Raw genomic sequence first — 12,592 nt, 5'->3', positions numbered from 1 at the left:
ATTATCTTAAATATTAAATTCAATCCAAAAGCTTAATTTATAGTATTTTACACCAAAAATATTTTTAACTTAAATTTTCATCCATAAAATTAAAAATTAGCTCTTTTGAACATTTTTTACATTTGTAAGCAATATTTAAATACTTAATTTTTATATGCAAACCATAATCAAGCTTGTGAATCATATCCTTACAAGCGCAAATATACTCAAATTTATCACTGCTCTCTTGCACCTGTTTTTGATTTAAATCTTTTTTATCTAAACTTTTTTTAAATTTACTAATTCTCATGTCATGTTCCACTATATGCTCTAAAAGCCATACTGAAACTATCTTATATAGCTTTTCTTTAAGATCATTTGTACTAGAACATTCACTAAGCAATACACTCATGTCTTTGATAATTTTCTTATGCATTGCTTTGTGTTCTGATAAATACGGATAATTTATAGAATACATATAATCTTCTTCATCTTTAAAATGGGTTCGCATATAATCAAAAAAATCACCCAATAATTCCTTGACTTCTGCTTTATAAATATGTCTATTTAAAAGATTAGCGGTTTTTTCTGCTAAAGCAAAAAGAGTTTGATGTTGCAAATCAATATCTGCATTTTCAATGCTGAATTTTTCATTCCATATTGGAAATGCTTCCATAAGACATCCTAAGCAATGCGAATATTTTTTTTACAAACTTTGCAGTTATATTTTACACCATTAAGAATTTGTAAATGAACACGATGAGGGATTTTATGCTTTTCATTTACACAACCACAAATATAAACAACATATTTTGGTGTTTCTTCAACAAAATGCTCTACAGTTAAATTTTCATCCTTATCAAAATCTACCTCATCGGTTTTTTGTTGTTTTTGTTTTTCATATCTATGATATTTCATATCTTCTTTTAATATATGTTCTACAAGCCATTTTTCTGTAATTACATTAAGTTTTTCTTTGAAATCATTTACAGTTTTAATGTTTTTCACTAAAGAGATTAATGAAGTTGTAATTTCTTGATGGATTTTTCTATGTTGCTCTAATCCAGGATAAGCAATATTTTGCATATGAGCTTCCTCATCTTTAAAATGAGTTTTAATATACTCAAAAAGCTCAATCAAAACACTTTTGATTTCACTAATACTTGCATGATTTTCTGCTATAAGATAAGCCTTTTTGGCTATATCAAATAAAACTTTATGCTGCTCATCAATGGTTTTATTATGCACGCTATATTCTTTCGACCATTTAATCATAAAAGCCCTTTTTTTAATAAAAAAAATACAACCAAAAAATAAACATAAATAAGTATAACAAAATAACCAAATTATATAATAAATTATAAATGTTTGCAATAGTAGAAAAATTAATTTGTAAGATATTTATAATTATAAATATAATTTTTAAGCTAATATTTTTAACTTTTATATTGAAAATATTTTATTTAAAAGCTATGAATGTTTCAAAATTTACCCATTTAAAAACACTTTCTACTTTAGAAAATCCTGCTTTTTTAAGCATGGCTATGTTTTCATTTTGAGTATAAGGTATGAGAACATTTTCCAAAGCTTCTCGTTTGCTTGAAATTTCTAGCTTACTATAACCTTGCTCTAGTTTATACTGCTCATAAATTTGTATCATTTTTTTAGCTATTTTGACATCTTCATAAAGAATTTTTTCGCTAAGCACAAATATACCATTTTCATTTAGGTTTTGATAGATTTTATCAACTAACTCTTGTCTTTTGGGTGGGCGGATAAACTGCAAAGTGTAGGTGGCGATGAAAACATCATTTTTAAAAAACTCAAAATCATCTAAATTTTTTTGATGAAATTCCACCCTAGCTCCAAAGGCTTGGCATTTACTTTTAGCAATCTCTAGCATAGCATTAGCCTCATCAACCCCACTTAAAAGAAAATCTTTTCTTTTTTCATAAAGTGCAAGCAATAAACTAGCCGTAGAACAACCAAGATCACAAATTCTTGCATTTTGCGGTGTAAAATGATCTATGAGTTCGACTATGAGTTTTAAATTTTGCGTATAAAAAGGCACGGACCTTGACACCATATCATCAAAAACGCTTGCTACACTTTTATCAAATTCAAATTGTTTTTCTAAGGGTTTTTTAAAAATTTCATCTTTCATTTAATTTTCCTAAAATTTCTTTTGCTTTGTTAATATCTTTACTAATTTGTGTTTTTAATAAGGCTAAATCATTGAATTTCTCATTAGCTCTTATATAGTCAATAAAGCTTAACTCAACTGAAATTGCTTTTGTGTTTGTGAAATTTTCATCTAAAATATGCGTTTCTAAAGCAAAATTTTCATCAGTAGATCTTATACCTATAAAACTTACACTATGATAACTTTTATTTTCAATCTTTACCAAAGTCACATATACACCATCTTTAGGTAAAAAGAAGTCTTTGACGCATAAATTTAAAGTTGCAAAAAGCTCTTTAGCACCTATGCCTTGCCCTTTGATGATATTTGCCTGTATAGTATAAAACCTACCTAGGAAATTTTTAGCTTCTTTAACTTTAGCTTCTTTAAGTAAGGTTTTAATCATACTTGTATGAACGCTTTTGTTTTGAATTTTAAACTCATCTACAATGATAGTGTTTATACCACAAAGGCTTTGTATATCTTTGGCGCTACATTTTCTTTCTTTACCAAATTTAAAATCATAACCTACGATGATTTTTTCTAGTTTGGGAAATTCTTGCTTTAAAAGCTTTAAAAAATCCTCGCCTTTGTAATTTTTGATTTTTTCAAAATCACAAAAAATCAAAGGAAAATCAACCAAATTTACTCTAAAATCCTTAGGTGTTAAGGCTTCTTTTTCCTCTTTAGTGATGATAAACAAAGCTCCATTTTCATCTAAATGCTTAAAAAGCTCATAATGCCCCAAATGCATACCATCAAAACGCCCTATGGCTAAGCTCGTGATTTTAGTTTTTTCTATAGGCGTAGAAAAACTCAACATTGCCTTCTTTTCCCTTTAAGTGCGACTCTTGACTTGCTTGCAAAATCCAACCAAGCTTTGCACAGGCTTTTTCAAAGCTTTCTTTGGCAGTTTTAATAGCTTTTATATCTTTTACCACTCCGTTTTTATCACGCTTAGCATTTTTACCTACTTCAAATTGAGGTTTAAAAAGTAAAATGATAAGATCTTTAGCAAGTTTATCTATATGAAAAATTAAATGTGTTAAAGATATAAAACTCACATCACAAGTGATAACATCATATAAAATTTCACTTTTAAACTCACGCAAATCGGTGTTTTCACAAATTTGGATATTTTCTAAATTTCTTAAACTCTCATGAAGTTGATTAGAACCTACATCCAAAGCTGTGATATGTTTAGCCTTGTTTTGATGTAAAATTTGCACAAAACCTCCAGTCGATGAGCCTATATCTAAACAAATTTTATCTTTTATAGTAAATGTATGCTCTTGTAAAAAACGCTTGAGTTTAAAAGCAGCCCTACTTACAAAAAGCTCTTCTAAAAGCGTTAGTTTTAAACTCTCATCTTCTAAGGGGCTTTGAGATGTGATTTTAAAAGAGGTTTTTTTAAACTCGCCATTGAGTAAAATTTGCTTGTTTTCTATAAGCTCACAAGCTTTATTACGAGAAATGTTTAACTTTGCACTTACAAAGACATCAAACCTCATCATCACCACCTAAAAGAGCATTAAACTCAGCTTCATTGATGCACTTAACCCCTAAACTTTGAGCCTTTTCAAGCTTTGAGCCTGCTTCACTTCCATATAATACAAAGTCAGTTTTTTTAGACACACTTGAGCTTACCTTTGCTCCAAAGCTTTCGATTAGCTCTTTAAAATGATCGCGTGATTTGCTTAAAGTTCCTGTGATAACAAAGGTTTTATTAGAAATATTTTCATTTATAATAAGCTCTTTTTTCTCATCCTCTAAATGCAAAATTTCATAAAAATGCTTAATGCGGTTTGCGTTAACATGAGTAAATTCTTCTAAGCTTTTAGCCATTTGCTCGCCAAAGCCTTCTAAATTTGCATAAGCTTCATAGCTTTGTATAAACCATTCAAAGCCAAAAGATTGCGCTAGCTTTTTAGCTGCCACTTCTCCAATATGCTCTATACCCAAAGCAGTGATAAACCTTGATAAAGGGCATTTTTTTGCATTTTCAATAGCGCTTAGAAGGTTGTTGATTTTTTTCTCTTTAAAGCCTTCTAAACCTTCAAAATCACTATATTTTAAGAAAAATATGCTTTCTATATTAGTGATTTTTCCTTCTTTAAATAAAAGTTCTACGATATTTTCTCCAAGGCCGTCTATATTTAAACACTTTTTGGATACAAAATGTATAATAGAATTTACAAGTCTTGCTTTACAGTCTAGGTTTTGACATTTTAAAAAAGCACCTTCATCTAAAAGCTCACTAAAACACTCAGGACAAAGAGTTGGCTTGGTGATTTTACTTTCTAAACCATCGCGTCTTTGGGTAAAAACTTTAGTGATTTTAGGTATAACATCGCCACTTCTTATCACACTTACACTATCGCCTATCATCACTCCAAGTCTAGCTATCTCATCAAAATTATGCAAGGTTGCAGACTTTACTATAACCCCGTCTAAATTTACAGGCTCTAAAACCGCCACAGGAGTAATCACCCCGCTTCTTCCAACTTGTAAATTAACCCCGAGTAAGGTTGTAGTTTTTTCCAAAGCAGGAAATTTAAACGCAGTCATAAATTTTGGAAATTTCACGGTATAACCCAAAAGCTTACAATGAGCTAAATCATCTATCCTTACAACCATACCATCCATCATCATAGGCTTTTGATCTCTTTTTTCTAAAAGTTCATGGTATTTTTCTAAAACCTCATCTAAAGTTTTCACACAAAAAACAAAATCATCTTTTAAAAAGCCAAGACTTCTTACAAACTCCATCACTTCAGAGTGTTTCTTAAACTCTAAAGAATTCTCCCCCACTCCCCAAGGATAAAATTTTAAATTTCTTTCTTTTGTAATGCTTGTATCAAGCTGTCTTAGCGAACCACTTGCTGCATTACGTGGGTTTGCAAATAAACTTAAGCCATCTTTGGCTCTTTTTTCATTGATTTTTTCAAAATCTTCTTTTAAAATCACTACTTCGCCACGAATTTCTATCTTGTCTTTATAAGGAATTTTTTGAGGTATATTGGATATCTCTTTTACATTTAAAGTAATATCCTCGCCTACTTCCCCATCGCCTCTTGTAGCACCGCTGATTAAAATACCATTTTCATAAGTAAGATTTAAACTTGCTCCATCAAATTTAGGTTCTATGAAAAAATCAAACTCACATTTAGCTCTTTTTGCCCAAGCTCTAAGTTCAGCTTCATCAAAAACATCTTCCATAGACCACATTTTTGCACTATGTGCAAGTTTATGAAACTCACTTTGTATAGTTGGGGCGATATTTTGCGTAGGAGAGTCTTTAGAAATCTTTTCTTGATGAAGCGTTTCAAATGCTTTTAACTCTCTTATAAGTTTATCGTATTCTTCATCGCTTGCTAAAGGCTCATCATCTTCATAATAAGCCCTCATCCATTCTTTTGCTAATTTTACCTTTTCTAAATACTCTTGATAAGTCATCATTACTCCAAAGAAAGTTCATCCATAGCTTTTGCAAGTTCAAACATTTGTTTATGTTCATATACATCATGCACTCTTATAATACTTGCTCCATTTTTAAAAGCCTCTAAATGCAAATAAAGCGTACCCGCTAGTCTTTGCTCAACACTTGAGCTAAAATAAGCATTTATCATACTTTTTCTACTAGCTCCGATTAAAAGTTCTTTTTCAAAGCGTAAAAAATGCTCTAAATGCTTGATTAACATCATATTATGCCAAGGACTTTTACCAAAACCAATACCAACATCTAAAATCACATCTTCTAAACCAAGCTCACTTAGCCTTTTTAGTTTTTGCGCAAAAAAATCATCAAGCTCAGCTAATACATCTTCATAATGCGGGTTATCTTGCATATTTTGTGGAGTATTTTGCATATGCATGAGTGTGTAAGTAGCTTTATATTTTAAAGCTAGTTTGGCTAAATTTTCATTTTTAAAACCGGTAATATCATTAATAAGCTTAAAGCCTTTATTTAAAGCATATTCTAAACAATACTCATCAAAGCTATCTAAGCTAAAAATACATTTTTCATAAAGTTTTTCTTTATAGATCAAATCTAAGGTATTTTTTAAACGCTTAAACTCTTCTTCTTGCCCACAATACACACTACCAGGTCTTGAAGAAACCCCACCTATATCTATATAATCAGCCCCTTGAGAAATCATGAGTTCGATTTTTTCTAAAACTTCATTTTCTTTAACCCTACTTTGAGCATTAAAACTATCTTCATTAATATTAATCACACCCATAATTTTTGCGTGTTTGGGTTTAGCGAAATTAGACTTTAAAAATAGTGCTAAATTTTTAAGTTTAAAATCTTGTAGTTTTTCTTTTTCTATAAGCTTTTTAGCTTGATCTTGTGTTACCATAAGCAAGGCATTGGTATGTTCTTTGCCTAGTATAACTTCTTTATGTGTTACAAGCTCAGCTCCAACCCTTAGCGCATCTTGTTTGAGTATATTTGCAGCAGGTGCTCTTAATTCTTTGATAAGAAAAAAATGAATTTGAGTTTTTTCACTCATAATTTTCTCGCCTGCTTTATGTGGCTTTATATATTTAGAAATTTGCTCAAAGTCTGTGTTGGGATTGATTTTAATGATTTTCATTTTTTCTCTCGTGTAAAATTAAAGCTATGGTGCTTAGTAAAATAGTTGGCTTTGCATTTAATTTAGCTAACTCATAAGCTTTGTAGAAAAATTCGATTTCTTCATCATTTAATTTTATATCTTGTTTAAAGCACTCATGGCTTAAAGCACTAATTAGCTCTAAACACTCATGCTTGTCTATATTTTCATATTGTTTCAATAATGAAGCAATTTGAGCTAGATCCATTTTTTTAAGATCTAAATTTAAAGACATCTTTTCTTTTTGAATTTTATGCTTTTCTATGATAAATCTTGAAAGTATAGTAGGTAAAAAAACATTTTTTGAAGGAGCTACGATGATAAAATATACATTTTTTGGTGGCTCTTCAAAAAGTTTTAACAAAAAATTTTGCGCTTCTTCACGAAAAGACTTGGCTAGTATAACAATGATTTTAGCTTGTGCTTCAGCTATATAACTTTCATTCATAATAGCTTTTGCGGTTGCTTGGCCGTTTTTGTCATAAGTTAAGTCATTTAGTCTTAATTCTAAGTCAGGATTTTTGGGTATGAAAAATCTTAGATTTTTTTGACCATATTCTTCTGTGAGCTTTTCTTGCATTAGCTCAAAATCATTATGGATAATGATTTTATTTCTTAGATTCAAATTTCTACCTTAGAAAAAAGCACAGCCTCTAAGCTTTGCTCAAATACTTTATATAAAGAAATGAGTTTATAGTCTAATTCCTTATCACGCGAGGAAAGGTAAAAGCTATTTTGCAATTGCTCATCAAAAAGCCAAAGCATACTTTCTGCTTTAGAATTAGCGATTTTAAATTTAAAACCTGTATTAGTTCCTATATAAAAAAAGGCATAACCATTAGGAAAAGAAATACTTAAAAGATCATTTAGCAAATCTATATCTTCTTGGGTATTACAAGTTTTATTATAAATTCCTTTTAAAGACACAAAAGGCACTAAAGGTCTTGTGGAACTAGCGTTAATTTGGCCTAAAAAATACTCTTCAAACCACGTTCTTTGATCATCAGTAATCACAATAAAAGTATAACCTTGCAAAAGCAAAGCTAACTTAGAAGCGATCAAAGGCGACCACTCAAGACGCCTTTCTTCTAACCAACTTGTATAAGTACCATTTTCTCGGATTTGCTCTAGGGTAAATTTTAAAAAACTATTGCTCATTTATATATCTAGTTTATAAACTTCATGTAATACTCTTACAGCTAATTCGCCATATTTTTCATGCACGATAACTGAAATTTTAATTTCACTTGTAGAAATCATTTGTATGTTGATATTTTCATTTGCTAATGCTTTAAAAGCTGCCGAAGCTACTCCAGAATGTGATTTCATACCCACACCCACAACTGAAACTTTTACCACAGCACTATCTGTTTCTATATTAGCATTAGCACCTAAAACTTTTTTCATAGCATTAGTTGCTAAATCAAGTTCATTTTCAGGCACAGTAAAACCTAAATTTGTAGCTCCATCTAAACCTACATTTTGGATAATCATATCTACATTGATATTTTCATTTGCTAAAGTCCCAAAAATTTCAGCAGCAATACCTGGCTTATCATCGATATTTCTTAAAGTAACCCTTGCTTGGTTTTTATCTAGTGCTATACCACTAACCAAAGCTTGTTCCATATTTTCCTCCTTAGTAATGATCGTCCCTTCATTTTCATTAAAGCTACTTCTAGTAACTAATTTTACATTTAATTTTTTAGCAAGCTCTACAGAGCGATTTTGTAAAACCTTAGCTCCTAAACTTGCAAGCTCTAGCATTTCTTCATAAGAAATTTTATCTAGCTTTTTAGCCTTTGGCTCAATTCTAGGATCGGTAGTATATACCCCATCTACATCAGTATAAATTTCACATAAATCAGCATTTAAAGCTCCCGCTAGTGCTACCGCACTTAAGTCACTTCCACCACGCCCCAAAGTAGTAACATTACCCATTTTGTCAATACCTTGAAAGCCAGCAACTACTACGATATATCCCTCATCTAAGGCTTTGTTAATATTTGTAGTATCAATGTGTTCTATTCTTGCTTTAGTATAAACATCATCTGTGATAATTCCTGCATTGCGTCCGGAAAATGCAGTAGCTTTTAAACCCATTTCATTTAATGCAATAGCAAGCAAAGATGAAGTCACGCGTTCGCCACTACTTAAAAGCATATCCATCTCACGACCTGAAGGATTTTTACTAAAATGGTGAGCAAAATCAATAAGTTCATTAGTAACCCCACTCATCGCTGAAACTACCACAACTAACTTATCACAAGTTTTTTTACTTTTTGCTACTCTTTTAGCAACTTCATCAATACGCTCAAGCGTTCCTACACTTGTTCCCCCATATTTTTGTACGACCAGCATTAAATATACCCCCTTTCTTTAAAATATTTTAAAACCTTAATATATATAGGTTTTTTAAAATGGTTAATCATATCATAAACATCTTCTAATGAAGCAAATTTATAAGCATCAAATTCAGGATTTTTAGTGTTTAGATTAATGATAGCTTTATTTTTCAATCTAACCAAAAAATATTTTTGGCTTTGACCATCATAAGGATACATTTTTTGTGCAACCTTAGCTGGAAAATCATAATTAATCCACTCAGGATATTCAGCTAAAATTTCAACCTCATCTGTGCCTATTTCTTCTTTTAATTCTCTAAACAACGCACTTTTAACATCCTCTCCTTCATCTATACCACCTTGAGGAAATTGCCATATATCTTCCATATCATTGCGTTTAGCAAGTAAAATTTTACATTCAAAAGGATAAGCTGATGATAGTACAACAGCGGCTACATTTGGCCTATATTTTTTTTCTTTTTCCATGATTTTCTTATCCTTGACTTTTTAATAATATAATTCTAACAAAAAAATACGAATTTATAATCACATTTTAAAGAAGTTTTATGCATTTATACATACATATACCATTTTGTGAAAGCAAGTGTTTTTATTGTTCTTTTACTTCACTTAAGAAAAAGGACTTTGAAAAAGATTATTTAAATGCTTTAACGCAAGATATAAAATATCAACTAAATTTTTTCAAACTTGATAAAAATTCCATAAAGACTGTTTTTATAGGTGGTGGAACGCCTAGTTTAATGGAAGTTAGTTTTTATGAGAAAATATTTATTTTTTTACAAAGTTATTTGCAAAAAGATAGTGAAATCAGCATAGAAGCAAACCCCAACTCGAGTAATTTTTCTTGGCTTAAAGAGATAAAAAATTTAGGTTTTAATCGTATTTCTTTTGGAGCGCAAAGTTTTCATGAAAAAAAACTACAATTTCTTGGGCGTATTCATGATCAAAAAAGTATTTTTACTAGTATAGAAAATGCAAAAAAAGCAGGATTTGATAATATCAATCTAGACTTAATTTACGATACAAAACTTGATGATAAAAAAATGCTTGATTATGAAATTTCCAAACTTACTCTGCTTGATATTAACCATGTGAGTGCTTATAATCTAACCATAGAAGAAAAGACAAGATTTGCTAAAAAATTTCATTTTAAAAAAAATGCACCGCGCCTTGCAAAGCATTTTATTAAAGCAATTGAAATCCTTGGCTATAAACAATATGAAATCAGCAATTTTGGACAAATTTGCAAACACAATCTTGCATACTGGCAAGGAAAAGACTATATAGGTTGTGGTTTAAGTGCGGTGGGATTTTTAAAAAATCAAAGATTTTATACTAAAAAAAGTTTAAAAGATTATACAACAAATCCTTGTTTTAGAGAGATTGAAAATTTAAATTCAAAAGATTTACGCTTAGAGCATATTTTCTTAGGACTTAGAAGTATTATAGGCGTGGATGAGACAAAGCTAGAGCCTTTAGAAAAAGAAAAAGCGATGTTTCTTAGTAAAAAAGGAAAGCTAGTTTATAAAAATGGAATTTTTTATAATACTAACTACCTTTTAAGCGATGAGTTGGCTTTGTATATTAGCACTTAAGCTTTGCATTCACAAGAAAACCTTTTAAGCTCAGGAAGCTTTATGGAAAGTTCATTGATGTTTTTTAGCATATCATTACAAAAGTTATTTAAATTTTCTTTTACTCCATAATACGCCCAAACACCCTGTCTATCTACTTCTAAAAAATTAGCTTCTTTTAAAATTTTTAAATGTCTTGAAAGCCTTGATTGACTCATATTTAAAGAGCTTTGCAAATCACACACACAAAGTTTTCCATATTTTTGTAAAAAAGCTAGGATTAAAATCCTACTTTCATCGTTAATTGCACTTGTTATTTTTAAAAATTCTTGCATAAAATTCCTTATATAAAAAACATTAAAAGTCCAAAACTAATTGCAATAAAAACAATCATACCTGCAAATAAAAACAAAAAGCTTGTTTTAAAAATTCTTTTAAGTAAAATAAGTTCAGGTAAAGAACACCCTGCTCCTGCTATTAAAAAACTCATCATTATACCAAGCGGAATTCCACTGGTAGTTAAAGCTAGTGCTACAGGAATCATAGCAGTGCAATTCATATAAAGCAAAACCCCTATAAATGCTGCTATAAATACACCCAATACCCCATAATCTTTCATATAATTTTGAAAAAAATCTTGCGGAAAAAAGCCGTGTATAAAAGCCCCAATACCCATACCAATAATAATATATGGCAGAATTTTTTTATATTCATTAAAGCTTTGCATAAATAATATTTTGATTTTATTTTCTTTTGTTTTAGTCTTAAATTTTAAAATTTTACTGCTAATTTTAGAATTTTTAACAAAAATAGAGCTAGGTTTTTCACAGCATAAACTTTTAGAAGTATCATTAGAACAACACTTTGAAGTTTGCTCTAAATCATTTTTTAAAAAGTCTTCATTAAAAAATCTTTGAGTGTTTATTTTTGAAACACAAAAAGCAATAAATAAAATCACGCTAAATAAAAATCCCACATAAAATAAAGAGATTTTTAAGCCAAAACTTACTACAAACATCACTACTATAATAGGATTAATTAAAGGCGAAGTTATCAAATAAGCTATACATACTCCAAGTGGTACTTTAGCTTTTAAAAATGCATTTAAAAGCGGTATGCTTGAACATGAACAAAAGGGAGTTAAACTACCCAAAAGAATAGCCTTTATATAACTTACAAAAGAATCTTTCTTTAAATGTTCATTGAAAAATTTAGCATAACGCTCATTAAGATAAGCAATAAGCATGCTAACTAATATAAATAAAATAGAAATTTCAACAAATAAAATCAAAAAATCTTTAAAAATAAAAAATAACTTTTCCATAATCTTTCACTCCATTTCATTTTAAAATAAGCATAACAAAAATATATTAATATATCAATATATCTTTATATATTAATATTATAGAAGTAATAGTATTTTTAAGTATTTTTATGTAAAATGCAAACTATATATTTAAGCGAAAGAAGATAAAATAATGAGTTTTGGAGAAATTTTAGTTATTTTAGTTATAGCTATTTTAGTTCTTGGGCCTGAAAAACTACCTTCAACTATAGTTGAAATTGCAAAAATTTTAAAAGCCATTAAAAGTAATATTGATGAAGCAAAAGCAAGTATCAATAAAGAATTAAAAATAGCAGAGTTAAAAGATGAAGCACAAAAATACAAAGATGAATTTTCACAAACTAACGAAAATATCAGAAAAAAACTGAGTTTTGAAGAATTTGATCAACTCAAAGAAGATATTTTAAATAATACCAAAGAGTTAAAAAGTGAAATTAATGATTTAGAAAAAGATATACAAGAACTTTCGCGTGTAGAAGAAAAAACTCAAAAAGATGAAAAAAATACTCAAAAAATGGAAAGCTAAG

15 protein-coding genes are annotated in these 12,592 nt (G+C 29.5%); 2 read left to right on the top strand and 13 right to left on the bottom strand.

Annotation, left to right across the window (positions count from 1 at the left end):
- Positions 1-64: 64 nt before the first annotated feature.
- The 11 genes from L8U41_RS06610 to L8U41_RS06560 form a co-directional block, all read right to left on the bottom strand.
- Entirely contained in the window at positions 65-655 is a 591-nt protein-coding gene (locus L8U41_RS06610) for a bacteriohemerythrin (protein WP_263702882.1), read from the bottom strand.
- 8 nt (positions 656-663) lie between these two features.
- A complete protein-coding gene (locus tag L8U41_RS06605; protein ID WP_263664140.1) occupies positions 664-1,254 on the bottom strand; it encodes a bacteriohemerythrin in 591 nt (196 codons plus the stop codon).
- Positions 1,255-1,438: 184 nt separating this feature from the next.
- On the bottom strand, positions 1,439-2,143 hold the full coding sequence (gene cmoA / locus L8U41_RS06600) for a carboxy-S-adenosyl-L-methionine synthase CmoA (RefSeq protein ID WP_263683142.1): 705 nt from the start codon (positions 2,141-2,143) through the stop codon (positions 1,439-1,441).
- Positions 2,133-2,984 (bottom strand): bifunctional riboflavin kinase/FAD synthetase, encoded by an 852-nt coding sequence (locus L8U41_RS06595; RefSeq protein ID WP_263728125.1) that lies wholly within the window; start codon positions 2,982-2,984, stop codon positions 2,133-2,135. The genes cmoA and L8U41_RS06595 overlap by 11 nt, the downstream gene beginning before the upstream one ends.
- Positions 2,950-3,672: a TlyA family RNA methyltransferase gene (locus L8U41_RS06590; protein WP_263728128.1), complete on the bottom strand. Its 723-nt coding sequence runs from the start codon at positions 3,670-3,672 to the stop codon at positions 2,950-2,952. Before L8U41_RS06590 ends, L8U41_RS06595 begins: the two co-directional genes overlap by 35 nt.
- The gene (gene ligA, locus L8U41_RS06585; RefSeq protein ID WP_263728127.1) at positions 3,662-5,617 is read right to left on the bottom strand and encodes an NAD-dependent DNA ligase LigA; all 1,956 of its coding nucleotides are present in this window, start codon (positions 5,615-5,617) and stop codon (positions 3,662-3,664) included. The genes L8U41_RS06590 and ligA overlap by 11 nt, the downstream gene beginning before the upstream one ends.
- Positions 5,618-5,619: 2 nt before the next feature.
- Positions 5,620-6,762, bottom strand: a complete 1,143-nt coding sequence (gene folP / locus L8U41_RS06580) for a dihydropteroate synthase (RefSeq protein ID WP_263728124.1) — start codon at positions 6,760-6,762, stop codon at positions 5,620-5,622.
- The gene (locus L8U41_RS06575; protein WP_263728126.1) at positions 6,749-7,360 is read right to left on the bottom strand and encodes a DNA polymerase III subunit delta'; all 612 of its coding nucleotides are present in this window, start codon (positions 7,358-7,360) and stop codon (positions 6,749-6,751) included. The genes folP and L8U41_RS06575 overlap by 14 nt, the downstream gene beginning before the upstream one ends.
- A 41-nt stretch (positions 7,361-7,401) precedes the next feature.
- Positions 7,402-7,938: a HobA family DNA replication regulator gene (locus L8U41_RS06570; RefSeq protein WP_263683147.1), complete on the bottom strand. Its 537-nt coding sequence runs from the start codon at positions 7,936-7,938 to the stop codon at positions 7,402-7,404.
- A complete protein-coding gene (locus L8U41_RS06565; protein WP_263664134.1) occupies positions 7,939-9,141 on the bottom strand; it encodes an aspartate kinase in 1,203 nt (400 codons plus the stop codon).
- On the bottom strand, positions 9,141-9,611 hold the full coding sequence (locus L8U41_RS06560; protein ID WP_263728123.1) for an RNA pyrophosphohydrolase: 471 nt from the start codon (positions 9,609-9,611) through the stop codon (positions 9,141-9,143). Before L8U41_RS06560 ends, L8U41_RS06565 begins: the two co-directional genes overlap by 1 nt.
- A gap of 80 nt (positions 9,612-9,691) precedes the next feature.
- Between L8U41_RS06560 and hemW the strand changes: the two genes are divergently transcribed.
- On the top strand, positions 9,692-10,741 hold the full coding sequence (gene hemW / locus L8U41_RS06555; RefSeq protein WP_263728122.1) for a radical SAM family heme chaperone HemW: 1,050 nt from the start codon (positions 9,692-9,694) through the stop codon (positions 10,739-10,741).
- On the opposite strand, the gene L8U41_RS06550 is transcribed toward hemW, so the two are convergent.
- On the bottom strand, positions 10,738-11,055 hold the full coding sequence (locus tag L8U41_RS06550) for an ArsR/SmtB family transcription factor (protein ID WP_263728121.1): 318 nt from the start codon (positions 11,053-11,055) through the stop codon (positions 10,738-10,740). The two genes, hemW and L8U41_RS06550, sit on opposite strands and share 4 nt — an antisense overlap.
- A gap of 8 nt (positions 11,056-11,063) precedes the next feature.
- Positions 11,064-12,044 (bottom strand): permease, encoded by a 981-nt coding sequence (locus L8U41_RS06545; protein ID WP_133319202.1) that lies wholly within the window; start codon positions 12,042-12,044, stop codon positions 11,064-11,066.
- A 154-nt stretch (positions 12,045-12,198) separates the two neighbouring features.
- Here L8U41_RS06545 and tatB point away from each other — a divergent pair, with 154 nt between their 5' ends.
- Complete coding sequence (gene tatB, locus L8U41_RS06540) at positions 12,199-12,591, top strand: Sec-independent protein translocase protein TatB (protein ID WP_133319203.1); 393 nt, start codon at positions 12,199-12,201, stop codon at positions 12,589-12,591.
- Position 12,592: the final 1 nt, after the last annotated feature.

Source organism: Campylobacter sp. RKI_CA19_01116, from assembly GCF_025771405.1.
In the GTDB taxonomy this organism is placed as follows: Bacteria; Campylobacterota; Campylobacteria; order Campylobacterales; family Campylobacteraceae; genus Campylobacter_D.
This window is presented reverse-complemented; position numbering and strand designations above follow the sequence as displayed.

Coding starts and splice junctions, on each gene's coding strand:
- L8U41_RS06610 (WP_263702882.1), bottom strand. CDS start 655: ATGGAAGCATTTCCAATATGGAATGAAAAATTCAGCATTGAAAATGCA.
- L8U41_RS06605 (WP_263664140.1), bottom strand. CDS start 1,254: ATGATTAAATGGTCGAAAGAATATAGCGTGCATAATAAAACCATTGAT.
- cmoA (WP_263683142.1), bottom strand. CDS start 2,143: ATGAAAGATGAAATTTTTAAAAAACCCTTAGAAAAACAATTTGAATTT.
- L8U41_RS06595 (WP_263728125.1), bottom strand. CDS start 2,984: ATGTTGAGTTTTTCTACGCCTATAGAAAAAACTAAAATCACGAGCTTA.
- L8U41_RS06590 (WP_263728128.1), bottom strand. CDS start 3,672: ATGAGGTTTGATGTCTTTGTAAGTGCAAAGTTAAACATTTCTCGTAAT.
- ligA (WP_263728127.1), bottom strand. CDS start 5,617: ATGACTTATCAAGAGTATTTAGAAAAGGTAAAATTAGCAAAAGAATGG.
- folP (WP_263728124.1), bottom strand. CDS start 6,762: ATGAAAATCATTAAAATCAATCCCAACACAGACTTTGAGCAAATTTCT.
- L8U41_RS06575 (WP_263728126.1), bottom strand. CDS start 7,360: ATGCAAGAAAAGCTCACAGAAGAATATGGTCAAAAAAATCTAAGATTT.
- L8U41_RS06570 (WP_263683147.1), bottom strand. CDS start 7,938: ATGAGCAATAGTTTTTTAAAATTTACCCTAGAGCAAATCCGAGAAAAT.
- L8U41_RS06565 (WP_263664134.1), bottom strand. CDS start 9,141: ATGCTGGTCGTACAAAAATATGGGGGAACAAGTGTAGGAACGCTTGAG.
- L8U41_RS06560 (WP_263728123.1), bottom strand. CDS start 9,611: ATGGAAAAAGAAAAAAAATATAGGCCAAATGTAGCCGCTGTTGTACTA.
- hemW (WP_263728122.1), top strand. CDS start 9,692: ATGCATTTATACATACATATACCATTTTGTGAAAGCAAGTGTTTTTAT.
- L8U41_RS06550 (WP_263728121.1), bottom strand. CDS start 11,055: ATGCAAGAATTTTTAAAAATAACAAGTGCAATTAACGATGAAAGTAGG.
- L8U41_RS06545 (WP_133319202.1), bottom strand. CDS start 12,044: ATGGAAAAGTTATTTTTTATTTTTAAAGATTTTTTGATTTTATTTGTT.
- tatB (WP_133319203.1), top strand. CDS start 12,199: ATGAGTTTTGGAGAAATTTTAGTTATTTTAGTTATAGCTATTTTAGTT.